Raw genomic sequence first — 23,800 nt, 5'->3', positions numbered from 1 at the left:
CTTTAGAGCCGCAGCGCCCCGCCATAGCCGGTGAGCTCAAGGTAGCCGCGGCCGAGCAACTGCCCCCGCTCACGCAGTTCCACCGCCCCCTCCCAATAAAAGCCGCCGGTGCTCGCCCGTGCGTCGACCTCCTGGGCCAACATCAAGGGGGCGAGCTCGAGGCGACGCGACCCCACCGTCAGGGCCATGGGCACCGGGTACTCGATCAGGGAGCGCGAGGACCGCCAACGGCCAGCGGGCTCCCACCGCAGGCCCTTCCAGCCGAGCTCAGGCGCACCACTTGGGCTGCGGGCATCCACGTGGTCGTAGAGGGTCTGGCCCTTGTCATCTCGAATGCGAAAGGCCATGAGGGTGCCGCCATCGAGCAAATTGATGCCGATCCAATCCCAGCCCACTGCGCCAGGCATGAGCAATTGGCTGGACCACTCGTGGTCAAGCCAGGCCTGGCCCTCGCGCAGCTGCAAGGCCTGACCATCCCGCACACGGGCCTTCACCGACAGGGGCGCACGGCTGTAATAGTGGCTTGCCTGCTCGGGACGCGGCCCCTTCCTGGAGTAGCCCTGCTCACCGCGAAGCACAGGAGGTTGTGAGGCCTGTGCCTCCAACTCTAGAGAAAAGCCATCTCCTGCGAAGTAGCCAAGGTAGCGCTCGGAACCCGACGCACCCACCCGACGCAGGTACCAATCCTCAAACTTCAAGTCGGTGTCTTGCTCAGAGGCCCGCAGTGATGCACGCCCCAGCCGACCCGCACGCTCTGCATGGCGCAGGCTGGGCAGGTGAGGCATGGCCAGCGCCGCGTGGGCAAAGAGCAGCTGCCTGGGCGCGAACCGGCTCGGATTCTCGGGTGCGTGCTGGGTGCGGCTGCGAAAGAATGTGAGCTGAAAACCCATGGCGCCAGAACCCTCCCCCAGCCATCCCGTGAGGTACCACCACTCGGTTCGATGGTTCGGGTGGGCCCCGAAGTCCCTCGGGAACACCAGTGGTCGGGGCACCACCGACGGATAGAACGACGACGCCTGCGCGGCAGACATCCCCGGCCCATGCCAAGCCAAGCCCGCAGCAGAGAGAAGCACGGGCGCCTTGAGCAGTTCTCGTCGATGCATGTGTCTGCTGGCCTCTACCAGTCTGCCCGAAGGCTTGAAGCGAGGTGTTTCTCAACCAGGCCCTGACGGGCTGCCCAGCGGGCGGTGACCAAACCGAGCAGGAGCAGTGCGGCCGAGAGCACGGCCCACTGCGTGACATCCACCGTGGTGGTCATCGTCCAGTGAAACGACTCCGGATTCACCTTGTGTATGAGCACCTGGCTCATGAGCCAGCCCATCACACTGCCCCAGGCCACGGCCACAAGCAACAGCAGGCCCGCCTCCCAAGACACCAGACGAAGCCGATCGCCTCGAGACAGACCCAGTTGTGCCAGCAAGGCGAACTCGCGCCTGCGCAACAGCAACTGGCCCGCCAGGCCAGCCGCCACCGACAAGAGCGCCACACAGAGCGCAGCCGCCTCCAACACATAGGTCATGGCAAAGCTGCGGTCGAAGATGCGCAAGGACAGGGCCCTGACGTCAGTGGCCGTGATCCACTTCAGCACGCCCAACTCGGGCAGGGCAGCGGACACGGCCTGTGTGATGGCCGCTGGGTCTGCGCCCGGCTGCAGCCAGATGGACAGACCCGACCGCGACCGATCTCCAGTGAGGCGCTCGTAGTCCACCTCTCGGAGCACCACCGAGCCATGCTGCCGCCCGTAGTCCCGATACAGGCCCGCCACCCAGACCGACTGCTGTCCGCTGGGCCCAAGCGGCAGCACGGCCGTGGTACCCACACGCCAGCCATAGAGGCCCGCCATCGCCTCGGAGCCGAACACCACGACGGCATCACCACCGGCAGGCGGCAGTATGGCCTCACCCACCAGCGGTAGCGCCTGCATGGGGTCTTCAAGCCTCAAATTCCTGGCCATGAGCATGACCTCTGGCCGATCGGTGTCGAGTCGAAGGCTTCGATGCCGAATCATCTCGACGCGACGCACGCCCTCTAGGCCCGCGATGACGGGGCCCACCGAGGGGTCAAAGCCGGGGGCATCCACCAACGACTGACCGCTGCTGTAGAGATCGGCTGGCAACACCTGCTGGAGCCAGTCTGAAACAGAGTCTCGAAAACTTCCCACCATGATCATCATGGCCACGGTCAGCGAGAAGGCTGCCACGGTGCCCGTGACCACTGGCGTGGCCACGCCAGGTGCCTGCGCCAGACGCCAACTGGCCATCAGCATCACAGCATCGCTGGTCTTTCGAGACATCAACCGCCGCGACAGACCACCCCAGGTCTGGGCCAGCAGCCATGGCAGTGCAGCCAGCCCCGCAAAGAGAATGGCCGCAATGGCGGCATAGGCCGCCCAAGGCAGTCCACCCACGGGGGGCACCAGCATGAGCAGCCCCGCAGTCAGCAGCCCCAAGCCACTCCATCGCAGGCCCGGTGGCTGCAAGCCCGTGGCCTCTGCCTGCCCCGCCCGCAACAGGGCCATGGGCGCTCGCCAATCGATGCGACGCAGGGGCTGCCAGGCTGCAAGCAAGCCCACCAACGTGGAGAGCGCCCAGAAACCGGCCAATGCAGGCCAGTCCAACACCAGTGGCGCATGGGCCTGACTGAAGTAGCCCCCACCAAGATCGCCGCCCAACAGGCGCATGAGCAGCCAGGCCAAGGCCAAGCCCAGACCCACACCAAGCCCGCCACCGAGTGCACCCACTAGGCCGCCCTGCACCCAGACCAGTCGCCGCAGCCATGCCACCGGTGCACCCAGCACACCGAGCAAGGCCAGCTCAGACCGCTGCCGGATCACGGAGAGGTTCACCGCGGTGGACACCAAGAAGCCCCCCGTGAGCAGGGCCACCATGGCGAGCACGGTGAGGTTCACTCGGTAGGCCCGCGAAAGATTCGACATGCGTCGGTCTCGGTCCTCGGTGGCCATCACCGCAAGCGGCTCACCCACAGCGCGCAACTGGTCGCGAAGGCCTTCTACCGTTTGTTCACTTGCAAGCTTGATGTCGATGCGAGAGATCAGACCCAGCCGACCAAAGGCCCATTGAGCCGAGCCAATGTCCATGACCGCGAGGGCCTCTCCCGGCACACCCGGCAGATCGCCTGCCACGCGCAGCCGCACGTCTTGTAGGCCATGCCGAAGCAAAATGTCTTCACCCACGCGAGCCTGAAGCGTCCGTTGGGCGCTGGCCGACAAGAAAATGGAACGCGCATCAAACAGGCCGCCAGCGCCTTCGGCGGCAGCCGGAAGCAATGCAGGTGTGACGCGTGCAGCCTGAAAGACATCGATGCCCAGCACGAGCACACGGTCGGTGCGCACGGCCAAGACAGGACTCATGTCTGTGATGCCCATCGCGAGGCGGCCCGGCTCGAGGGCATCCAATCGGCGCTCGTCGAACTCGCCAAGGCTTGAGACCAACTGTGCAGAGGCCTGTCCATTGACTGCATCCAGCGCACGACCAAAGGAGGACAAGGCGGAATGGTTCACGGTGTGAATCGCCACGGCGAGCATGACCCCAATGCCCACCATGATGAGGGCGGCCAGCCAGCGCACACGCTCCCGAACCGTGGCGCCCCAGAGCATCCAGGCAAAGAGCGGGGCCGACGGCCTCATGGCCGACTCACTGGCCGACTCACAGGACGAGTCACACAAGGCCCTCGGGCGTGAGCTGCAACACCCGGTCCATGGCTCGCGCAGCGGCATCCGCGTGCGTGACCATCACAAGGCTGGCCTGTTGTTGCGCGCACAAGTCTAAGAGACAGTCGAGCGCATTGGCGGCAGACGCCGCATCGAGATTGCCCGTGGGCTCATCAGCAAACACGACGGCCGGCCCATGCACCAGCGCCCGGGCCAGTGCCACCCGTTGCTGCTCACCACCCGAGAGGGTGGCCGGCTTGGCCTCAAGACGATGACCCAGGCCGAGCGTCTCGAGCAGCTTGGTAGCAGCCGCCTTGGCCACCTGCGCCGACTGACCGCCCAGCAGGCCAGGCACCATCACATTCTGGAGGGCAGAGAGGTGCGGCAAGAGATGGAAGGCCTGAAAGACAAAGCCCATCTGTGACTGCCGACAGGCGCGGCGCTGCGCATCACTCCAGCCAGACATGGGCTGTTGACCCCAGTAGACTTCGCCCTCGATGGGTGCTTCCAAGCCCGCCATGATCTGCAGCAGCGTGGACTTTCCGCAGCCGGAAGCCCCCTGAATGGCCAGTCGCTCGCCAGGCTGCACCGAGAGGTTCACACCGCGAAAGAGCCATGGCCCTCCACCATGGGCATGGCCCACGGAGACCAGTCGCAGAAGCGGTTCTGAGACCGCGTGCGTTGGTGTTAGTCTCAAAGCTTCCGGATCTCTCGTCATTCACGGATTCTAGTGCGCGCGCATGTCCTTTTAGGCATCACCCTCGGATGGGCCCTGTGTTCTTCTGCGCATGCGCTGACCTGCTCGCCCGAAGACGAGATCACCTTTCACGCCGCGAGCCTGCGGATCGAGAACGATTTATTCATCAACACAGACCGCGACTACACGAGTGGGGTCTCGGTGGCCTTGGTCTCGCGTGACATCTCAGGGCCACTGCGCTCGCACTGCCTACCGCTCTGGGCCGACAGCCATGCGCGCCTCATTGAGTGGGTCGACGCGGACTTCTGGGCCGAGGATGGCCGACTCAACACGCGACAGAACATCGTGCTTCGACTTGGCCAGCAGATGTACACACCCCGAGATCCAAATCGATCCGACCTCATCGTGGAGGACCGCCCCTACGCTGGGCTGCTGATGAGCAGCCTGGCCTGGAACCGACGCTGGGTAGACCCCTTGGCGGGCGTGCAGGTACTCGACACGCGAGAGATCGGCCTCGGGCTGATGGGCCCGGCCTCCATGGCCAAGGCCTCCCAGAACGCCATTCACAACCTGATTGGATCACCTCAGTTCCAAGGCTGGCATCACCAACTGAAGAATGAACCAGCCGTGCTCGTGGCGGCCGAACGCAAGGTCCGCTCAGACCTGGGCGGCGCAAAGCTGGGATGGTCCTCCGACATGATCTGGGGCTATGGGCTGCGCCTCGGGAATGTCGAGACCTCCACCGTGGGAAGCATCGAGGGACGCTTTGGGTGGAACCTGCCAAACGACTTCGGCACCTACCCCATCCGTCCTGGTGCCGACAACCGCCCGCCCCTGCGGCCACTCTCGCTCGACCGGGCGAGCCCTTGGGGCATGCATGGCTTTGCCCTGCTCGAGACCAAGCTGGTGGCCTGGGACTTCTCCCTGGATGGAAACCTTTTTCACAACAGCCATTCTGTTCAGAAGCGCATCGGAATCGCGCAGCTCGCCGTGGGCCTGAGCCTTCAGACGCGACTGGCCGACCAGGGCTTCAAACTCGCCATCATGCGGGTCTTCAAGACACCAGAGTTCAAAGGGCAGGTGGGCAGGCACGGCTACATCTCGCTGCTCGCCAGCGTGGAGTGGGACCCTTAAGCAGAGCGTTCCCCGAGCGATGGGGTGGCTCGTAAATGGGCCAACAAGCTCTGGGCTGCAACGAAGGCACTGGCCCAGGCCCACTGGAAATTATGGCCGCCGAGATGCCCCGTGACATCGACAGCCTCCCCGATGAATGACAAGTTGGGCCGACCCCGAACCGCCATGGTTCGACTCTCGAGGGCATGGGTGTCGACCCCACCGAGCATCACTTCGGCCTTCTTCCATCCCAGGGTGCCAGCAGGACGTGCCACCCACTGCTCCAGGGTCTGCCGCACTCGAAGCCTGTCGGCCTTTGCGAGTTCGGCCCATCGCCGGCCCGCGAGACACAGGGAATCCGCAAAGCCCTGGGCAAGGCGCTGTGGCAGCAGGCAGGCCAGCACCGCCTCGACGGTCAGGCGGCCGTGGGTGGCCTCCCGAACCTGTTCGTCGAAGGACTGTCCGCCGAGCCAGTTGACCACGATGTCTGTGCCTGGCGTCCAATGGCTGCTCGCCTGCAGAATGGCGGGGCCAGACAGCCCCTTGTGGGTGATCAAGAGGTCTTCACGAAAGCCGGCCTCACCGTACGGAAGCGATTGTGCGCCGGCCGAGACCTCCGCCTCGAGCGCAACACCCGCAAGTGCAAAGAGCCACTGTTCCGATGTTGCGGTAAAGGACAAGGGCACGAGTGCGGGGGCAATCGGCGTGACCGGCAGGCCCAGCGAGGCGGCAAAGTCGAGGCCCCAGCCCGAGGCACCGATGGCGGGCACAGGCAGGCCACCGGTGGCCACCACCAGGGCCCGCGCCTTCACCTCTCCCCCACTTGTTCGCAGTTGCCAGCCCTCGGGCGTGGGCGTCACTGCCTCCACCGATGCCGGATGCTGCAAGACCACCCCCGCCGATCTGGCCTCAGCGAGGAGCATGTCCACGACCTGAGTGGCCGAGCCATCGCAGAACATCTGGCCCCGATGTTTCTCGTGCACAGCAATGCGATGTTTGTTCATGAGGCTCATGAAGTCTGCCGGCGTGTATCGGGCCAGCGGACCACGAACGAAATTGGGGTTTCGCGAGAGGAAGTTTGCGGGACCACTGCTTCGGTTGGTGAAATTACAGCGGCCCCCACCGCTGATGCGAATCTTCTCGCCAAGCTTGGGGGCGTGGTCGATGGCCACCACCCGAAGTCCGCCCTGACCAAGCAGGCCCGCGCAGAACAAGCCCGCAGCGCCTGCTCCCACCACCGCCACATCTGTTGTTGTCATACCGCTCCGAGCATTTTTACCTATGAAGTCTCGCGCTTATCGCCAAACCGACTCTACCCGCATAGAGTTCGATCGGAAAACTTCTCAGGAGGCATCATGTTTTTTGCACGTCACACCGCTACCCGCGACAGCCTTGCGCGCAGCGCAGCAGCGCTGCTCATTGGATTGTCCAGCGCCGCCCATGCAGCCGGCAGCATTACCTTGGCATCGACCACCTCCACCGAGGCCTCCGGCCTCTTCTCCGTCATTCTGCCGGCCTTCAAAAAGGACACCGGCATCGATGTCAAGGTCGTGGCTGTGGGCACGGGACAAGCCATTGACATTGCCAAGCGGGGCGATGCGGATGTCCTCTTCGTTCACGACACCGTCAAAGAGGAGGCCTTCGTGAAAGAAGGCTTCGGCCTCCAGCGGCTCGACGTGATGTACAACGATTTCGTGGTCATTGGGCCGAAGTCCGACCCCGCCAAGGCCAAGGGGTCGGATGTGCTGGCGGGATTCAGCAAGATTGCTGCAACAAATGCGCCATTCATCTCACGCGGTGACAAGAGCGGCACCCACGCCGCCGAACTGCGTTACTGGAAGGCCGCTGGCAGCAGCTCCATGGGCTCGCAGTACAAGGAGTGCGGCTGCGGCATGGGCCAGGCCCTCAACACGGCCTCGGGCCTGTCGGCCTATGTGCTCTCAGACCGGGCCACCTGGGCCAACTTCAAGAACAAGGGCGACCTGACCATCCTGGTCGAGGGAGACAAGGCCCTGTTCAACCCCTATGGCGTGATTGTGGTGAACCCAGCCAAACACCCAAAGACCAATGTGAAGGACGGCCAAGCTTTTGCAGACTGGATCACATCGAAGGCCGGCCAGGCCGCCATTGCCAGCCACAAGATTGGCGGTGAGCAGCTCTTCTTTGGCAGTGCAAAGTAAGCACTAGACCTCAATGCCCTCGGCGGCCAGCAGCCGTCGCAGGGCTTGATCCAGAAGGCTGCGAGACTCCGCGGCCACACGCTGCAGTTGAATGTGAATGAGGGCATCCAGGCCATCGCGGCTTGCACACTCCGCGCTGTAGCGCTCGAAGGCCACCACACCAAGCAGCAGGTGGGCCAACTGTTGCGGACATTCGCAGTAGAGGTCGCTCTTCACATCCAGAAGCCGATTTAGAACATCCTCCGACAGGCAAGCATTCGAGCCGATTGGTGCATGACCATTTTCCTGCGCCGCCATGAGACGACGCAGCACGGAAGCGCAGACCTGCTCGACACCATCGGCGGATGTGGGCCGTCGGGTGGCCTCAATGCCCTTGCGCATGAGCCCTCGAATCAAGGCACTGGGAGCATGCCGGTAGAACAGCAAGGTCTCATTGGGCAGAAGCGCCTGTTGTAGCGCAACCAGCCGGGCACTCTGCTCAGCCGTGAGGCTGCTGAGTTCCACGAATAGAACATCCAGGGTCTCCTCTGGCAAGTGGCCCACGCCCTCGAGGGTGGGCGCTGTGAAAACAATGTCGACTGCAGCCGCCCGAAGGCTCGACATCAGTGGCCGATTGGCGGCACCAAATCCCACCAGCCCCACCCGAATGGCGGTGACCGTGGTCGGATGACGCGGCGGCGCCGCGCCTCGCAGCCCCGAGGCATCCGACATCATTTGAGCCAGTTGGGCATCGGAGAGGGCTGCCAGGCTGCCAATGGCGTGGCCACCATCCACCAGTCGCTTGACCAACGCGAGCCGTTCGACCTGTGCTCGGCTGTAGAGCCGATGGGCGCCCCTGCGAAGCGGTTCGCCCGACACCGCGTGGCGACGTTCCCACACACGCAGCGTCTCCACGGGAATGCCAGACAGGCGGGCTGCCGCCCCCGTCTTGACCACCCAATCCGTCGAAACCCCTGCGGCACTCAGTTGCGTATCCATAAAATGCACCCCTATTGAACCGTTTTAGTGATGATGAACCGAATATGAACTGAATCTTAGCGCGTATTCGGGTGTCTACTGTGTTCACTTCCACTTCTGGATGGCAAACATGAAACTCTCGAAAAAAGTTCAGGTTGCAGTCGAGGCCCTCACGCACGTGGGGCTCAAGCAGGGATCCTCACCCGTGAACCTCACCGTGATCAGCCGCGAGCTCAACGTGTCCGTGAGCTACCTGGAGGGCATTTTTCAGTCGCTCCGACTCGCTGGCTGTGTATCGCCTGTTCGCGGCCCCGGTGGCGGCTACCGATTGGGCATGCCACCCCAGGACATCAGCGTGGCGAGCCTGGCCTTTGCGGTCGAGCCCCAACAGGCGGATGGAGAGCCCGAAGACAGTTCCGCTGAGGAAGAGTCGCCCATTCGCGCCCGCACACGCTCGCTGGTCCAACGGGCCCACGAGACCGAACTGGCCTTTCTTGAGCAGGTGAGCCTTCAAGACCTCCTGGTGCAGGCCACGCGCCGAGACAAACAGCGCCGCAATGCGCGTCGCCCGGCCTTACACTATGAAGACCTGCACGAGGAGGAACTCTCCATTACATGATCCTTGGGCTCGACAGCCTGCTCTTTCATGGCACCAGCATCCAGAACGTGGAGCGCATACTCCGCTCGGACACGCTGCAGGCCACCTCTCGCCTCCCAGACAACGCGCTGCCACTCCTGCCGGGCGTGGTCAATGTGGCAGGCGACCAGCCCATTCGGGTGGCAAGTCTCAGCAGAAGCATTTCGGCCGCCCGCGAGCACAGTTCGACCTGGACCAGGGTGTCCGCGGCCGTTCTGGCCTTTGACGAAGACAGCCTGCGGCGGGAGATCGGTCACCGCCTCTTTTCCTACAACGACCTCTTCACGCAGGCCGGCACCGATCCACTGACTGCCAACGAGCAGGAGGAGGCCATCGCCGGCCATCTCGAATCTGCCGGTCGATACGTTCGCCACATCCTCATCTTCAAGAAAGGACTGCGCGACATTGATGCCATTCTGGCTGAGTTCCCTCTCATCGCGGAACACCCCGGCCTGATCGTGCTGGGCGACCAGCGCAACATGAGCCTGAGCGCACTGCGGCACCACCTTGCCAAGCCACTGCTGCGGCGCAGCCAGCGCTTCGGCCTGCCGGCCAAACGACTCAAAATGCTTCGGGCCCTCTCGCGCCTTCGCTAGTCCGTTTTCACCAAAGCTTCGTAGACATCTGGCACCCAGCGCTGCTCATCGATGGGCGGACGCCGAACGCGGCGCTTGGACACCTCCAGCTTGGGCAGTCGAATGCGGCCCTTGCGCACGGCTTGGTATGGAATTTGACCCAGCAGGTGTGCAATGCAATTGAGACGCGCGCGCTCTTTCTCGTCGGCGGCCACGCCGTGCCATGGCGCCTCGGGGATGTCGGTGTGCCGGAACATGTCGTCTTTGGCCTCTGAGTATTCCGCCCAACGACGACGGGAGACAAAGTCGATCGGGCTCAACTTCCACTGCTTCAATGGGTTTCGGGCGCGCTCCTGAAAGCGAGCCTCTTGGACCGCTTGGCTCACAGAGAACCAATACTTCACCAAATGAATGCCAGAGCGAACGAGCATGCGCTCGAACTCCGGGCAGGAGCGCATGAACTCGGCCAACTCCTGCTGCGTGCAAAAGCCCATCACGCGTTCAACCCCGGCTCGGTTGTACCAAGAGCGATCGAACAGGACGATCTCGCCTGGCGACGGCAGATGCGCCACATAACGCTGGAAGTACCACTGGCCGCGCTCGCGCTCCGACGGCTTTGACAAGGCCGCCACGCGACAGACACGTGGGTTGAGGACCTCGGTGATGCGCTTGATGGCGCCGCCCTTGCCCGCTGCATCTCGCCCCTCGAAGACCACCACCACACGTGCACCGGTGGCCACGACCCACTGCTGAAGCTTCACGAGTTCGATCTGAAGGTGCTCGAGGACCTGGGCATATACTTCTTTTTTCTTCATGGCGTCTCCTTTTTTGGAGGCCAGTTTAACGTCACCAGACCGACAAGCCCATGCCAAAACTCGTCGTCTTCGATGCCTACGGAACGCTACTGGATGTCTTCTCGGTCACCACGGTGGCCGAGACCGCCTACCCTGGGCAAGGCCAGGCCATCGCCGCCGGCTGGCGAGACAAACAGATCGAGTACAGCCGCCTGGTGGCCCTCTCCGACCCAGACCCCATTCACGGCAGCCGCCACTACATGCCTTTCTCGGAGATCACGGCCGCGGCGCTGCGCTACACGCTCGATCGACTCCAGCTCGATCACCATGCCCTGCCACGGCTGCTGGAAGCCTACCTCCGACTGGAGCCCTTCCCAGATGCCAAGCCGGTTCTGGCCAGGCTCAATGCCGTGGGCATTCGAACAGCCGTGCTCTCCAATGGCGACCCCACCACGCTGGCCAAGGTGCTCGAGCATGCGGAACTTCTGCCCCACTTCGATCGGCTGATCTCGGTTGAAGAAGCCCGCACTTTCAAGACATCACCCACCGCCTATGGGCTGGTCGCACGTCATTTCCCCGAGCCACAGGCGCCGATCACCTTCGTCTCGAGCAACGGATGGGACATCCTCGGGGCAGGCTGGTTTGGCTTTCAAACCTTCTGGCTCAATCGAGCAGGCCTGCCACCCGAAGCCATCGGCCCCGCACCAGACCATGTGGGTGGCAGCCTGCACGAGCTCCTTCCGGTTCTTGGAATCCACCTCACCAACCATTGACATGTCCGATCAAGCCTCCATCGCCCCACTGCTCCCAACACTCAAATGGCTCGGCTATGGCGGGCTGATTCCATTCTTCGTACTCTCACTCCTGGCCCTCTTGAGTGGTGGTGACACTCAGGCCTTTGCCACCACCGCACTGACCCTCTATGGCATCTCCATCGTGACCTTCGTGGGCGCGGTGTCTTGGGGAATGGCCCTGGCCAGCACCGCTGTGCCGCTTGCAGCGCGCAAGCGGCTTATGATTTGGAGCGTGGCACCCTCACTGGTGGCCGTCTCGCTCTGGTTCCTACCAGACACGGCTCCGCTCGGGGCGCTCGCGGTGCTCGCCATCCTCAGCTACCGGATGGACCAATTCCACGGCCGCGCACTGGGCTGGCCGCCGGCCTGGATACGGCTTCGCCTGCACCTCACGATTGGGGTCTGCCTGTGCCTGCTGCCACCATTTCTCATTCTGTAGGCCAAACCCCGGTGGCGGGTGCACCGTCCATCACGGCAGTCACCCGTTGGCATTTGGTCGCCAAGGCATCCATCGATACCATGGCGTCATGAAATACATCACCCTGCTGGGCTGGATCGCCGTTGTGCTGCTACTGCTCAGCACATCATTGAATTACCTCGGCGTATAAAAAAAGCCGCCCGAGGGCGGCTTTCCTGCAGGTACAGCCGCTTCTTACAACTGGGCAATGCCATCAGCCACACGGTGCTGGTTGGCCACCACCTTCTCGCGCAGCGCCACGATCTGGCTGCGCAACTCCATGACGTCTTCCAGGTCCTTCTCTAGTGCGTGGCGGCTGGCCTCCTCCTGCTCATAGAGGGCCATGATGTTCGCCCGGTTGGCCTCCGCCTTCTCACGAACCTCGGTCACGCGTGCTGTGTTCTCGGTGACGCGCTCGTCATTCGACTCGTGGCTGGCCGCCTTCATCAGGGCCTCCAGCTCGCCGTCAATCCAACTGGCGTTGCTGTTGGTGAGGCCGTCGATGGCATCGAAGAACTCATTGTTGTACTTCGTGATGAGGATGTTGATGTCCACCAAGAGCTTATTCATCTCACTCAGACGCTTGTTGATGTCAATCAGGTTGCGATTCATCAACGCCCGCTGCTCGATGGCCTCGATCCGCACCCGGTTGGTCATGGAATTCCTGAACCGGGTCTCCTCATCGGTAGAGGGCTCGAGCGACTCGAGGATCTGAAGCCGATTGCGAACGACGTCGTCGTAGGTGCTGGCCAGCAGCGTGCCATTTCCATTGGCCTCGGCCGTGAAGGACTCCAGGGCCATGGTGCGGTTTTCTTCGATGGCCGAGCGCCCAACGAGCACCTGTGCCGAATTGAACCGGACAAAAGAATCTGCGTCGAAGATTCGACGTTTGTTTTTCTGGATCCGGATATTCGTGGCTTCATTCATGTTCTGTGGCTCCTAAAGGGTGTCTGGCAAATTCAAGCAGCGTTACGGGCTGCAAGTTCTTGATCTGAGGGGAGGGTGTGACGCGTCGACAGCAGCACCTTGTTCACAAACACGATGCCGCGCTGTGGCTTGTGAAGCTCTGCCGCGTCGTAAATCATTTCCTGGATGTAGTCGGCCTGGTCGGCCGACACGAGTGCATGGAGCTGCTCGGTCTTGGGGATCTCCGGCAGGCCAGAGGACTCCGACGCACGGCCAAGTGGGGCGCCCCGCACCGAGTCGTAGAAGACCTCAGTAACACCACGGGCAAGCAGCTTCTTGGCGATTTCGGCCGCGCCACCCTCATAGAGAATGACCGTGACCTCTCGGGTGTAATCGAGGACGACACCCTCTGGGATTTTCTTGAACTTGGCGCTCATGCCATGGCTCCCATGCTGCCCTGGGCTCGGTCCTCCAGAAGGTGTGCCGGAACGTAGGTGGCTGCCTGCACCAGTGGCGTGGCATACAGGTAGCCCATGCCGGGCGTGTCCAGACGGGCTGCCAAGTAAATGCGCTCAAAGATGCGGGTGAGCTGGTCTTTGGCCACCAGCACGCTGATGATCTCGCGCTCCACCTCGACGGCCACGCCCAAGAAACCCATTGACTCCCGGATACCGGTGCCAACACCCTGATGGACGGTGGCGCCCTGAACGCCCGCATCGAGCAAAGACTGGTTGATGGCATCGGCCATGCCCTTTTGGACCACACAGGTGATCAGGGCGACTTCGGTTAGGTTCACTAATTTACGCTTGGCCATCTTTAATTCCCTCTTGAAAATTGATTGCTGGTTGTACGGGTCCGTTTATTGACGGGCAGCGGCTGCAGTCTCGGCCTCGGCCTCGGCCATTGCCTTTTGGTTCTCACGCTTCACTTTCCACTGCACAAACACACCGAGCGCCAAGACCGACACAATCGGGCAGATCGAGGCGGCCGCCAGGATGCCAAAGCCCTCGACTGCGCCCACGGCCTTGCCAAAACCCAGGCCCATGGCAAGCACCAGCGGCACCGTGACAGGGCCCGTGGTCACGCCCGCACTGTCCCAGCCCACATTCACAAATTCCTCTGTGGACAGGTACGTGAGGATCACGCCCAGCAGGTAACCAGGAATCAGGATGTAAAGGATGCTGAAATCGAAGATCAACTTGACGATGCCCAGCATGATGCCGACGGCCACCCCGAAAGACACCGAGTACATCAGCATCGATTTCTTGAAGGCGCCGTTGGTGAGGTTTTGGACCGTGAGGCCCAGCGCGTTGAGCGCCGGCTCGGCCAGGGTTGCACCAAAGCCGAGGATCCAAGCAAACAGTGCCGCGATGAAGATGCCTACACCTGCGGAATACAGGGGCGCATTCGGCATGGCCTCAATCGCCGTAAACAGGCCAGGCACCAATCCGCCCGCGCCGTCACCCAGCTTGGCCAGACCGTAAGTCAGGCCCACGCTGAAGATGCACATGCCCACCACCGACAAAAAGATGCCGTAGAAGATGATGAAGGCATTGGGCAGCTTCTCGCGCAGCACCACGAAGAGCACGATCATCAGGAAGATGACGAGCGGAACGATGGCCCGAATGCCACCAACCACTTCCATGCCTGGGGAGACCGTCCACCAGTCCACGGGGCCCGTGGCTGCAGCAGCGGCGGCAAGCGTGGCCTGTTTAGCAGCCGCCTCGGCAAGAATGGTCTCCACCGGCACGGTCATCTGCCAGTAGATCGCCAGGCCGAGCACTGCCACGATGGGAAAGAGTGAGGCCAGGGTCACGATGCCGAAGCCCTGAAGCTTGCTGTCACCAGCACCACCCGCCGTGGCCACACCGATGCCCAGGGCCAGAACCAAGGGGACTGTCACGGGGCCGGTGGTGACTGCGCCGCAGTCCCAGGCCAGGCCGATCACGGTGCGGAGGTCTGGGTTCATGAAGGCATAGCCCGTGAGCAGCACACAAGGAATGAGGCTCAAGTAAATGAGGGGCTTGAGGCTCCAGTTATAAAGGAAGCGCATGGTGCCGATCACGGCCGCGATGCCCACGCCCACGCCCACCACCAGCACCGTGGCGTCCACCCGGTCATTGAGCAGCGTGTAGAGATAGGGCGCGTTCTTCGGGTCCACAATCTGGCCGGCCACCTGCAGGGCGCCAATGGCGGGCTCGGCGAAGGTCACGCCGATGCCCAGCAGGAAGGCAATGAACAGCACCCCGACCAGCGGGAGCTTGGTTGGCAGCTTGCTGCCAATGATTTCTCCAAAGGGCATGAGGCCCAGCTTCAGGCCCTCCAGGAAGATCATGAGACCGACCATCACCGCCAGCAGGCCCAGGCCCAGCGTGGCAGAGTCTTGGATGCTCTGATTCAGCACCAGCAGCTGGAAGAGTGCCAGGTAGGCCGCAAGGGGAACCACGGCCTTGGCCTGCTCCATGAACCGCACGGACAGGTAGGGCTGCAGGAGCTTGTAGACATCCATGCCGCCGAGGCGAAGCTTCTCTGGTTTCTGTGGAACTTCATTTCCCTGCTGGTCAAACAGCGGACGGGACATGAGCTTGGAATAAGCGATTTCGTCCGAGTCGACCGTGATGGCCTGGACGTAATCTCCGAAGCGGATTGAGCGCGGCATTTCTTCTCCCTATGTGGCCAATGGCTTTGGCTAGGCGAAGTCTATAAGCGAAAGAGCGAGGCGACAACTCACTTTTGCAAAAGTTCTTGTGAAACTTCGGTTAAACCCTGACAGATGGCGTATTCTTCTGCCCATGATTCGAACACCAAAAGACAACACCCACACCAATGAAGAACAGCCCTGGGGCCTAGACACCCGGGTCGGCGTGATGCTGGCGTCCCTCACCATTGGGGTGCTCACTGGCTTGGCTGCCATTGGTTTCCTGAGCATCGTGAGCTGGGCCGTGCGCCTCTGGGACCTGCAGATCCCCGTTGATTTGTCTTGGTCAAACCTATTCCAGGGCTACAGCGTCACGGTCATCGTCTGCCTGCTGTTGGCCGCCCTGGTGGCTGGTCAGATCCTCACCACGCTTGAGAACGGCCGCCCACATGGTCCTGCGGATCTCATTTTAGCGGCGCAACGCAATGAAGACCCGAACCTCAAAGCTGGGTTTAAATCGACGGCACTGGCCCTGACCAGCCTGGTGGGTGGCGGATCTGTGGGCATGTTCGGGCCGCTGGTGCATTTCGGTGGCTGCCTGAGTGCGGGCCTTCGCAGGTGGGGCTCACGGCTGTCACCCCACCTTCCGAAAGACATCGTGCTTGGCAGCGGAGCCGCTGCGGCCATCTCGGCAGCATTTCTCTCACCAATCGGCGCAGCGGTGTTTGCCCACGAGGCCATCGTGCGTCGATTCGGTGCGTTCGGCGCGGGCCCCATCATTCTGGCGGCCTTCGCAGGCTACTGGACAGCCAAGCTCTCGATCGGCCACGAGCGGCTCTTCGACCTCGCAGCCACCTCACCCGAGCTCACCGTGGCCAACATCGGCCTGGCCTTGGTGGTCGGTGTGTCTGTTGGCGTGGCCTCCATCATCTACATCAAGGCCGTGACGGCGGCCCCCAACGTGGCCAAGGCCTCTGGCATTCCGTTGCGCTGGCGGCCCTTTCTGCCCGCCTGCCTGCTCATCCTGCTCTCACCAGCCCTGCCACACTTGCTCGGGCCGGGCCTGAGCAGCATCGACCTGGCCCTCTCAGGCCAGCTGGGCATGGCACTGGTCCTCGTCCTCATTGTCTTCAAGATTCTGGCCACGAGCGCCTGCATTGGCTTTGGACTCTTTGGCGGCATTTTTGCCCCCGCCCTCTTCCTGGGTGCCATGGTCGGCGCTGTTGTCGACCTCAGCCTTGTGAGCCTCGGAGTGGACTCGCCCCACAGCTTCGCCATGCTGGGCGCAGCCAGCTGTATCGCCGCGGTGATCGGGGCTCCGTTGGCCTCCATCATCATGGTGTTCGAGATGACAGGCAGCTATGAGTGGACCGTGCTGGCCATGCTCAGTGTGGTGACCACGAGTCAGATCTCAAGGGCCTTCGTGGGACGCTCTCTGTTCGATCGTCAGCTGGCGCTGCGTGGCATCCAAATCCGAGACGACCAAGCAACGAAGTAGCCCCCCTTGAGCAGCGAAGCGTCGATTCGCCGCGATCTTGCTGCGGCCTACCGCCTGTCCGCACACCGGGGTTGGGATGACCTGGTCTGGACCCATATCTCCGCAGCGGTTCCCGGCGAGCACGGGCACTACCTGCTCAACCGTTTCGGCCTTCAGTTCAAGGAGGTCACCGCATCTAACCTTGTGAAGGTGAATGTTCAGGGTGCGGTGGTCGACAGCACCAATGCACCCGTGAACCCCAGCGGCTTTGCGATTCATGGCTGCATCCACGCGGCTCGGCCCGACGTGACCTGTGTGCTCCACCTGCACGCCTTCTGGGCCCAGGCCTTCGCAGCCACCAGTGCAGATCTGCTCCCATGCTCGCAGCCTGCCATGCGCCTGGTGGGACGACTCGGTCGCCACGCCTACGAGGGCCTGGCCTTCGATGCGCAGGAACAGGCGCGACTGGTCGCCGCACTGGCAGACAAAGATGGGGTGATTCTCGAAAACCATGGCATTTTGCTGGTGGGTCGAACGGTGGCCGAGGCCTTCATGCTCATGCACCTCTTTGAGCGCGCCGCCCAGATTCAACTCACTGCAGGGGGCAGCCCCGCCGGCCTCCGACTCATTCCCGCTCCGGTGGTGTCGCTGACCCAGCGGCAATGGACTGGGCCTCAGAATGCCCCTGAGGGCATCGATGAATGGCCGGCCCTGCTGCGCAGCCTCGCCCGCACCGACCCCGACTTTGACCAATAGAAACAACAGGAGGAACCATGCCCACCATTCGCGTTGAACTCTTCGAAGGACGCACCACTGAACAGAAGCGCGCCCTGGCCAAGGCCCTCACAGAGGCCACCGTGGCCACACTGGGTGGCAGCCCCGAGGCCGTGGACATCCTCTTCTACGACATCAAGCGAGAGGACTGGTCGACTGGCGGCACGCTCTGGGCCGACCGGCCCAAGGCCTAAACGCCCTGACCATCGGAGGCTAGGCCTCGACAGTCTCCGATCGCATCAAGGCGCTCACGTGGCAGGCCACGCTTCGCCCGAGCGCGGCCACCTCATAGCCGCCTTCGAGGCTGCTGACCACGCGACCCTCGCAATGGCGAGCCGCCACCTCCAGCAACTGCTCGGTCACCCACTCATAGTCCGCCTCCGACCAGCGCAGGCCGGCGAGGGGGTCATCACGGTGGGCATCGAACCCAGCAGAGATGATGATGAGTTCCGGTGCGAAGTCATTGAGTGCGGGCAGCCATTCCTGAAGTACAGCCTCTCGCAGCGCCTTGCCATCGCTGCCACCGGGCAGCGGAACATTGACCATGTTCTGGCCCATGGGCCGCTCTCCACGGCCTGGATAGATGCCCTGCTGAAAGGTGGAGACCATGAGCACGCCCGGCACGTCCGCGAGAATTTCTTCAGTGCCGTTGCCATGGTGAACATCAAAATCGACCACCGCCACGCGAGACAGGCCGAGTGCCTGGGTGGCGTACAGGGCACCGACCGCCACGCTGTTCACAAAGCAAAATCCCATGGCGCGCTCGCGCTCGGCATGGTGCCCCGGCGGGCGAACCGCGCAAAAGACCGTCTGCGCCCTGCCCTGAACAACGGCCTCCACACCCTCGACGACCGCCCCCGCGGCACGCGAGACGGCCTCTAAGGTGAATGGGTTCATGGCGGTGTCTGGGTCGATGACAGCGTATCGACTGCTCGGCGAGGCCGCCTTGAGCGCCTCCCAATGGTCAGGGGTGTGGGCCCGAAGGATGTCTTCGTCGCGGGCCATGGGCGCCTCTTGCACATCGAGACGGTCCAAAAGGCCGGTGGCCTGAAGTTCGGCCAGCACCGCACGAACCCGCGCGGGTGATTCTGGGTGGTGCGGCCCCATTTCATGGGCGGCAAAGGCGTCGTGGGTGAAGAGTGTGGTCATGCCCAAATGTTACCGCTTGGGCTCTTCATAGGGCCGAACACCCGTGGCCAGCAACTGGTAGCCCGTCACGCCCTGACTGGTCTCGGTGCGCACGCCCTCGAGCCGGCCCTCCACCCAGACTGTGGCCATGGACTCCGGCACCTCGCGAATCCTTGCACCCTTCTGAGGGACCACGAGAATGATCTGATTGGCCGGCGGTGGCGGGGTGTGAATACAGGCGCCAAAGTAAGGCACCAGCAGAAACGACCGGTCTGCAGATCGGTCTGCATCGAGTGGCACCACATAGCCTGGAATGCGCACCTGTTTGCCCAGATGGGTGGACACAATCGGCGCGGCATCCCACTTCTCGCGCAGCTTGGACATGGCCCGGTCGGCTGCTTCGGAGCCATCCTTCAGGCCACCAAGCCGGCCAAGCGCCATCATCTCGACCTGAACCTGCTTGGCCCATTTTTCGTCGATGAGGTCATCCCAGCTGATCTCCAGGGCGGGCTTGGCCCAGGCCACCCCCAGCACGAACAAGCCCAAGATGGAGAGCCAACGCCGCATGCTAGGCCACCGGAGGATGCAAGCCATCCACCAAAGACAGGCGCCGCGCCCGCCAAGCGGGCAGGAGGCTGATGGCCACAGAGGTCATCCCAAGGCCCATGAGCGAGAGCCATGCCTGGGGTGGCAGATTCAGCACTGACATGGCCACACCATATTCAATTCGTAAAAAGTCGGCAAACCACCAGACCGCGGCCTGCTGAATGAGGAGCCCCAGCAGCACACCCGCCAGGCCCACCAGGGTGGCCTCGAGCAGAATGAGCCAGGCCACCTGCGCCGGGCCAGCCCCCACAGCACGAAGAATGGCGAACTCTCTGCGGCGCGATGCCAATGAGACCAGGGTCACGGCTGCCACCGACAACAAGGCACCGATGGAGACCACCCAGCCCACGAGCGCAAAACCACGCTCCACCACGGAGAGTGTTCGCCAGAGTTCATCGAGGGTGACCCCAGGCAGGGCAGCGGTCAGTGGGGCACCCGGCAATGACTCGATCGCACGGCGGGCCGAAAAGACCTGGCCACGGTTTTGAAGGCCCACCCAAAGCGTGGTGTAACTGCTCGGTGGTGCCAATGCGCCGAACAACCAGCCTTGGTGAATGGACTCAAAGCCCTCGGTCGAGACAAAGACTGCGCGGTCCAGGGGGCCTCCGGTGGGGGCCAGCACGCCCACCACCTGGAACGGGTGCTCGTCATGGTCGCGAGAGAGGCCGTCTGAGCGCCCATGCGTGAGCACCAGGCGATCGCCGAGGCGATGCTCAAGCCGCCTGGCCACTTCGGCACCCAGCACGGCCTCGGTGGCTGCCGAAAAGACCTTGCCCTGGGCCAGGCGCAACGGCTGTCCGCGAACCTGAACCCGGCTGAAAAAATCGGCCTCGGTGCCCCAGACCGGCCGCCCCCGATAGGTGTCCCCGAGCTGAACAGGCACCGCCCAGTCAACCTGCGCAAGGCCGCGCACCCGCGCCAAATGGGCTGCGTCGAGGTTTTGGGTGGGACGGCCGAGCTGGAAGACACCATAGAGCAGGATTTCGGTGGGACTGCCCCTCGGGGCCACCAGCAGATCGACCCCACTGATGGCCTGACCAAAACTGGTGCGGAGGTCTGCCCGCAATTGGCTAACGAACAAGACGAGCAAGGAGGATGTGGCCACGGCCAGCAGCACCAAAAGCACCGGCAGCCGCCGTGACCAAGCGCTGGCCAGTGCGAGGCGAAGCCAAATATTCATCGCACCGCCGCTCATCTAAGAGCCTCCAATCTGCCTGACTCACCGAGAGACCAGACCTCATCAAAGCTGCTGCTCACGCGATCGTCGTGGCTCACCATGATCACCGTGACCTTCGAGGCCTGCGCAAGTTCAAGCAGAAGCGACACAAACGAGGCCTGGTGAACGGCATCCAGGGCCGATGTGGGCTCATCCGCCAAAAGGAGACGCGGACCCAAGAGAAAGGCTCGGGCCACTGCAACCCGCTGCTGCTGCCCCACCGACAGTTGATGGGCGGGGCGCGACCAGAGCGCCGGCGGGAGCCCAAGCCGATTGAGCAAGTCGCTGGCCTCATGAACCGGCGCCCGGCCTGAGAGCCGACTGGGCAACAGAACGTTCTCCCATGCAGACAGGTAGGGCAGCAGGTTGAACTGCTGAAAAATCACGCCGATGTCGGTGGCCCGAATGCGGTCGCGGGCTGTAGCGGACATCGCGTGGAAGGGGTGGCCGAGCACGTGGCATTCACCGGAGGTTGGGGTCTGCACCCCAGACAAGATGGACAGCAAGGTGCTCTTGCCAGACCCGCTGAGACCGCGCAAAAACACCCGTTGGCCGGCGCCCACCGACCAGGCTGGAATGTGCAGCAAGGGCTTTGCTGCACCGGGCCATTGGAAGACCAAGTCCCTGAGTTCAATGTGCGTGTTCAATGCTGAGCTCCCGGGGTGCGCAAATAAAAAAAGCCCCAGCCGGTTGGGCTGGGGCTGCAAGGCAGAATAATCTGCAAGGAGACAACAATGCGGCCGAAACCGCAAGTGCATTGCAACATAAATGCGTGTGTTTTGCAATGCACCATGCGGGCATTCATCAAAAATTCATGGAACAGGGCACAGACTTGCATCATCTCTCCTCGCATGGTCTCCTACCCGTTGTGAACACCCACATGCACCCTCTCCGGCAGCTCGATCTCCCCGCGGTGGCCCGTTTCATTGCAGCGCAATCGGCCAGCACTCGGATTTACATTGGCGCGGACTCCTGTCGGCTCTTGGAGGGCCAAGTCTGGCACGCGGACTACACCTTGGTCATTGTGGTGCACATCGACGGCAACCGCGGTTGCAAGTTATTCGGTGAGACCACGCGCGAGCGAGACTTCGACCAGCGGGCCGACCGGCCGCACCTGCGCCTCATGAATGAAGTCTACAAGGTGGCCGACCTCTACCTGCGCCTGTCGGATGCCATCGGGCAACGCCCCGTGGAGGTGCACCTCGACATCAACCCAGACCCCGCGGCCGGCTCAAGCTGTGTGATCCAGCAGGCCGTGGGTTATATCCGTGGCGTGTGTAATTTGTCGCCAAGGGTCAAGCCTCATGCCTTTGCCGCAAGCTGTGCTGCCGACCGGTACAAGGAAATCGCCAGCAGCCACACATCAGGCCTTCGGGCGGCCTAGCCAGGAGCTCCCCAGGTTTGTCATCCTTACTCGATCCTGCCGTTCTCTTCTTTTTGGTGGGCCTCTTTGCGGGCCTCGTGCGTTCCAACCTAGAGATTCCTCCCGCCATCAGCCGTTTTCTGGCGCTCTATTTGCTCATGGCCTTGGGCCTCAAAGGCGGGCTCTCGCTGGCCGAGACCGGCTTTACGTCCGAGGTGATGACCATTCTCGGGCTGGCCATTTTGCTGGCCATGCTGACCCCCGTTCTCGGGTTTCTGCTACTGCGCCGGGTCACCCAACCCTTCAATGCCATCGCCATTGCCGCGACCTATGGGTCGGTGAGTGCGGTCACCTTCATCACGGCCAATCAATTCCTCGACCGCCTGGGCGTTGAGCACGGTGGCTACATGGCTGCGGCCATGGCCATCATGGAGTCGCCAGCCATCATCTTTGCGGTGCTCATGGCCAACCTCGTGCGCAAGGGTCGCCTGGGTGGTGCGCAGGGTATTGAAACCGCGCCGCACCCGGGTGGTCTTCGGCAGACCCTGCACGAGTCCTTCACCGATGGCGCGCAGCTGTTGCTGCTCGCGAGCATGGTCATTGGGTACTACATGGGGCCCGAAGGGGCCGCGGCCATGAAGCCCTTCTCTGCAGACCTCTTCAAGGGCATGCTCGCCTTCTTCCTGTTGGACATGGGACTGTTGGCTGCCCGGAACCTGGGCGGGCTGCGCGGCCAGTCCCCCATCTTGCTCGTCTACGCCGCAGGCATTCCAGCGGTGCATGCGGTGGTCGCCATTGCCCTGGGGCTGTGGGCGGGTCTGAGCGTGGGAGACACGACGCTGCTGGCCGTATTGGCGGCCAGCGCGAGCTACATTGCCGTGCCCGCCGTGCTGCGCGAGGCCATTCCAGAAGCGGATTCCGCCGTGTATGTGGGGCTCTCCTTGGGCCTCACCTTCCCGATCAACATTCTGTTCGGGATCCCGAGCTTTTACTGGCTCACCCACACCCTGGCAGCCCTCTAAGCAAGAAACCCTCGCAGGCAAAAAAAAGGCCCTCCGAAGAGGGCCTTTTCAACACTGGGCCTGCCAAATTACTCGGCAGTGCGGCGTGCGGATTTCTTGGGCGATGCGCTGGAGACTGCGGCCTCACCAGCCTTGGTCGCGGCCTCGACGTTGGTCTCCACCATCTCCACCACTTGCTTGGTGGCCTTGTTGATGGCGTCGAAGGCTGAGTTCGAGGCGGCGAAGGCCGATTTCATCATGGCAACCATGCCCTCGGTACCGGCGGGGGCGTTTTTGCTCAGGTCGTTCACGGCCGAGGCCATGGCCTTGTTGGCCTCTTCAATGCGGGACTCCACCAGCTTGGCGAACTCCGTGGCTGCTTCCGCGTTGATGTTGTAAATGTTGCGGTTGTAGGCGGCGGCCTTGCCAACAGCGGGCTGACCGACGGTTTGAGCAACGGCGTAGAGCTCGGGGAAATCTTTCACACTCATCAACTGGCTGGACGCCTCGGTGGCATCGGCCAGGTTGGCCTTGGCGGCCTTGAGGTTGAGCTCGAGGTGCTTCTCCATGCACTCGATGGAACGGGCAGCCATTTCAACCATGGCGGCTTGGGATTGCTTGATGCTGTTGAGCATTTGCTCGGGAGTAACGTTGGTCATTGTGTTTCCTTTCAGAATGAAATCGATCTGTCGTGTCGGTGTTTGTTTACTGCATGGGACACATCATAATGACGCACTGCACAAATTGCAAGCCCAAGACGGAATATTTTTATAAGTTATTAAAAATCAATACTTTATAACTTAAAAATGAGGGGCGC

General features: G+C 62.5%; 25 protein-coding genes and 1 pseudogene. 11 read left to right on the top strand and 15 right to left on the bottom strand.

The annotated features are described in order from the left end of the window. Nucleotides 1-2: 2 nt before the first annotated feature. From AC8GDA_RS02640 to AC8GDA_RS02630, 3 genes are read right to left on the bottom strand one after another with little or no spacing between them, the layout of a single operon-like run. Nucleotides 3-1,103: a lipocalin-like domain-containing protein gene (locus AC8GDA_RS02640; RefSeq protein WP_506556759.1), complete on the bottom strand. Its 1,101-nt coding sequence runs from the start codon at nt 1,101-1,103 to the stop codon at nt 3-5. Nucleotides 1,104-1,117: 14 nt separating this feature from the next. Then, complete coding sequence (locus tag AC8GDA_RS02635; protein WP_506556758.1) at nt 1,118-3,646, bottom strand: ABC transporter permease; 2,529 nt, start codon at nt 3,644-3,646, stop codon at nt 1,118-1,120. 31 nt (nt 3,647-3,677) lie between these two features. Continuing rightward, entirely contained in the window at nt 3,678-4,388 is a 711-nt protein-coding gene (locus AC8GDA_RS02630) for an ABC transporter ATP-binding protein (protein ID WP_506556757.1), read from the bottom strand. A gap of 12 nt (nt 4,389-4,400) precedes the next feature. Here AC8GDA_RS02630 and AC8GDA_RS02625 point away from each other — a divergent pair, with 12 nt between their 5' ends. Continuing rightward, a complete protein-coding gene (locus tag AC8GDA_RS02625) occupies nt 4,401-5,501 on the top strand; it encodes a lipid A deacylase LpxR family protein (RefSeq protein ID WP_506556756.1) in 1,101 nt (366 codons plus the stop codon). Here the strand turns inward: AC8GDA_RS02625 and AC8GDA_RS02620 are convergent. Beyond that, nucleotides 5,498-6,739, bottom strand: coding sequence for a BaiN/RdsA family NAD(P)/FAD-dependent oxidoreductase (locus AC8GDA_RS02620; RefSeq protein WP_506556755.1), 1,242 nt, complete (start codon nt 6,737-6,739; stop codon nt 5,498-5,500). The genes AC8GDA_RS02625 and AC8GDA_RS02620 overlap by 4 nt on opposite strands. 96 nt (nt 6,740-6,835) lie before the next feature. Here AC8GDA_RS02620 and AC8GDA_RS02615 point away from each other — a divergent pair, with 96 nt between their 5' ends. Next, entirely contained in the window at nt 6,836-7,660 is an 825-nt protein-coding gene (locus AC8GDA_RS02615) for an ABC transporter substrate-binding protein (RefSeq protein WP_506556754.1), read from the top strand. Nucleotides 7,661-7,663: 3 nt separating this feature from the next. On the opposite strand, the gene AC8GDA_RS02610 is transcribed toward AC8GDA_RS02615, so the two are convergent. After that, nucleotides 7,664-8,638 carry a MerR family transcriptional regulator gene (locus AC8GDA_RS02610; RefSeq protein ID WP_506556753.1) on the bottom strand — a complete coding sequence of 325 codons (975 nt, stop codon included), beginning with the start codon at nt 8,636-8,638 and terminating at the stop codon, nt 7,664-7,666. A gap of 100 nt (nt 8,639-8,738) precedes the next feature. Between AC8GDA_RS02610 and AC8GDA_RS02605 the strand changes: the two genes are divergently transcribed. Then, nucleotides 8,739-9,236: an RrF2 family transcriptional regulator gene (locus AC8GDA_RS02605; protein ID WP_506556752.1), complete on the top strand. Its 498-nt coding sequence runs from the start codon at nt 8,739-8,741 to the stop codon at nt 9,234-9,236. Then, nucleotides 9,233-9,850 (top strand): hypothetical protein, encoded by a 618-nt coding sequence (locus AC8GDA_RS02600; RefSeq protein WP_506556751.1) that lies wholly within the window; start codon nt 9,233-9,235, stop codon nt 9,848-9,850. Before AC8GDA_RS02605 ends, AC8GDA_RS02600 begins: the two co-directional genes overlap by 4 nt. On the opposite strand, the pseudogene ppk2 reads toward AC8GDA_RS02600, so the two are convergent. Continuing rightward, nucleotides 9,847-10,677, bottom strand: a pseudogene (gene ppk2 / locus AC8GDA_RS02595) (polyphosphate kinase 2); the annotation flags it as partial. The gene AC8GDA_RS02600 and the pseudogene ppk2 overlap by 4 nt on opposite strands. Nucleotides 10,678-10,694: 17 nt before the next feature. Here ppk2 and AC8GDA_RS02590 point away from each other — a divergent pair. Both AC8GDA_RS02590 and AC8GDA_RS02585 read left to right on the top strand, forming a co-directional pair. Further along, a complete protein-coding gene (locus AC8GDA_RS02590; RefSeq protein ID WP_506556750.1) occupies nt 10,695-11,396 on the top strand; it encodes a haloacid dehalogenase type II in 702 nt (233 codons plus the stop codon). Between the two features lies 1 nt (nt 11,397). Then, a complete protein-coding gene (locus AC8GDA_RS02585; RefSeq protein ID WP_506556749.1) occupies nt 11,398-11,856 on the top strand; it encodes a DUF3429 domain-containing protein in 459 nt (152 codons plus the stop codon). A 213-nt stretch (nt 11,857-12,069) separates the two neighbouring features. Here AC8GDA_RS02585 and AC8GDA_RS02580 read toward each other — a convergent pair whose 3' ends face one another. From AC8GDA_RS02580 to AC8GDA_RS02565, 4 genes are read right to left on the bottom strand one after another with little or no spacing between them, the layout of a single operon-like run. Beyond that, nucleotides 12,070-12,801 (bottom strand): hypothetical protein, encoded by a 732-nt coding sequence (locus tag AC8GDA_RS02580; protein ID WP_506556748.1) that lies wholly within the window; start codon nt 12,799-12,801, stop codon nt 12,070-12,072. A gap of 32 nt (nt 12,802-12,833) precedes the next feature. Further along, nucleotides 12,834-13,217 (bottom strand): hypothetical protein, encoded by a 384-nt coding sequence (locus AC8GDA_RS02575; protein ID WP_506556747.1) that lies wholly within the window; start codon nt 13,215-13,217, stop codon nt 12,834-12,836. Further along, nucleotides 13,214-13,594, bottom strand: a complete 381-nt coding sequence (locus tag AC8GDA_RS02570) for a P-II family nitrogen regulator (RefSeq protein WP_506556746.1) — start codon at nt 13,592-13,594, stop codon at nt 13,214-13,216. Before AC8GDA_RS02570 ends, AC8GDA_RS02575 begins: the two co-directional genes overlap by 4 nt. A 45-nt stretch (nt 13,595-13,639) precedes the next feature. Further along, the gene (locus AC8GDA_RS02565) at nt 13,640-15,439 is read right to left on the bottom strand and encodes a DUF1538 domain-containing protein (RefSeq protein WP_506556745.1); all 1,800 of its coding nucleotides are present in this window, start codon (nt 15,437-15,439) and stop codon (nt 13,640-13,642) included. A 133-nt stretch (nt 15,440-15,572) separates the two neighbouring features. Between AC8GDA_RS02565 and AC8GDA_RS02560 the strand changes: the two genes are divergently transcribed. The 3 genes from AC8GDA_RS02560 to AC8GDA_RS02550 are packed head-to-tail and all read left to right on the top strand — an operon-like array spanning nt 15,573 to nt 17,863. Beyond that, a complete protein-coding gene (locus AC8GDA_RS02560) occupies nt 15,573-16,916 on the top strand; it encodes a chloride channel protein (RefSeq protein ID WP_506556744.1) in 1,344 nt (447 codons plus the stop codon). Nucleotides 16,917-16,922: 6 nt separating this feature from the next. Beyond that, nucleotides 16,923-17,651: a class II aldolase/adducin family protein gene (locus AC8GDA_RS02555; protein WP_506556743.1), complete on the top strand. Its 729-nt coding sequence runs from the start codon at nt 16,923-16,925 to the stop codon at nt 17,649-17,651. A 17-nt stretch (nt 17,652-17,668) separates the two neighbouring features. After that, the gene (locus AC8GDA_RS02550; RefSeq protein WP_506556742.1) at nt 17,669-17,863 is read left to right on the top strand and encodes a 4-oxalocrotonate tautomerase; all 195 of its coding nucleotides are present in this window, start codon (nt 17,669-17,671) and stop codon (nt 17,861-17,863) included. Nucleotides 17,864-17,882: 19 nt separating this feature from the next. Here the strand turns inward: AC8GDA_RS02550 and AC8GDA_RS02545 are convergent, their stop codons facing one another. The 4 genes from AC8GDA_RS02545 to AC8GDA_RS02530 are packed head-to-tail and all read right to left on the bottom strand — an operon-like array spanning nt 17,883 to nt 21,266. Continuing rightward, the gene (locus AC8GDA_RS02545) at nt 17,883-18,818 is read right to left on the bottom strand and encodes a histone deacetylase family protein (RefSeq protein WP_506556741.1); all 936 of its coding nucleotides are present in this window, start codon (nt 18,816-18,818) and stop codon (nt 17,883-17,885) included. Nucleotides 18,819-18,827: 9 nt separating this feature from the next. Then, nucleotides 18,828-19,364 (bottom strand): DUF3299 domain-containing protein, encoded by a 537-nt coding sequence (locus tag AC8GDA_RS02540; RefSeq protein WP_506556740.1) that lies wholly within the window; start codon nt 19,362-19,364, stop codon nt 18,828-18,830. 1 nt (nt 19,365) lies between these two features. Further along, nucleotides 19,366-20,583 (bottom strand): ABC transporter permease, encoded by a 1,218-nt coding sequence (locus AC8GDA_RS02535; protein ID WP_506556739.1) that lies wholly within the window; start codon nt 20,581-20,583, stop codon nt 19,366-19,368. Nucleotides 20,584-20,594: 11 nt separating this feature from the next. Next, nucleotides 20,595-21,266: an ABC transporter ATP-binding protein gene (locus AC8GDA_RS02530; RefSeq protein ID WP_506556738.1), complete on the bottom strand. Its 672-nt coding sequence runs from the start codon at nt 21,264-21,266 to the stop codon at nt 20,595-20,597. Nucleotides 21,267-21,499: 233 nt separating this feature from the next. On the opposite strand from AC8GDA_RS02530, the gene AC8GDA_RS02525 reads away from it, so the two are divergent. Both AC8GDA_RS02525 and AC8GDA_RS02520 read left to right on the top strand, forming a co-directional pair. Next, nucleotides 21,500-22,003: a ribonuclease H-like YkuK family protein gene (locus tag AC8GDA_RS02525; protein ID WP_506556737.1), complete on the top strand. Its 504-nt coding sequence runs from the start codon at nt 21,500-21,502 to the stop codon at nt 22,001-22,003. 17 nt (nt 22,004-22,020) lie between these two features. Next, a complete protein-coding gene (locus tag AC8GDA_RS02520) occupies nt 22,021-23,004 on the top strand; it encodes a sodium-dependent bicarbonate transport family permease (RefSeq protein ID WP_506556736.1) in 984 nt (327 codons plus the stop codon). Nucleotides 23,005-23,072: 68 nt separating this feature from the next. On the opposite strand, the gene AC8GDA_RS02515 is transcribed toward AC8GDA_RS02520, so the two are convergent. Continuing rightward, nucleotides 23,073-23,642, bottom strand: coding sequence for a phasin family protein (locus tag AC8GDA_RS02515; protein WP_506556735.1), 570 nt, complete (start codon nt 23,640-23,642; stop codon nt 23,073-23,075). Nucleotides 23,643-23,800: the final 158 nt, after the last annotated feature.

Source organism: Hahnella aquatica (SeqCode), from assembly GCF_965194505.1.
GTDB lineage: Bacteria > Pseudomonadota > Gammaproteobacteria > Burkholderiales > Burkholderiaceae_A > Hahnella > Hahnella aquatica.
Note: the sequence above shows the minus strand (reverse complement) of the source record. Positions and strands in the feature narration are given on the sequence as shown.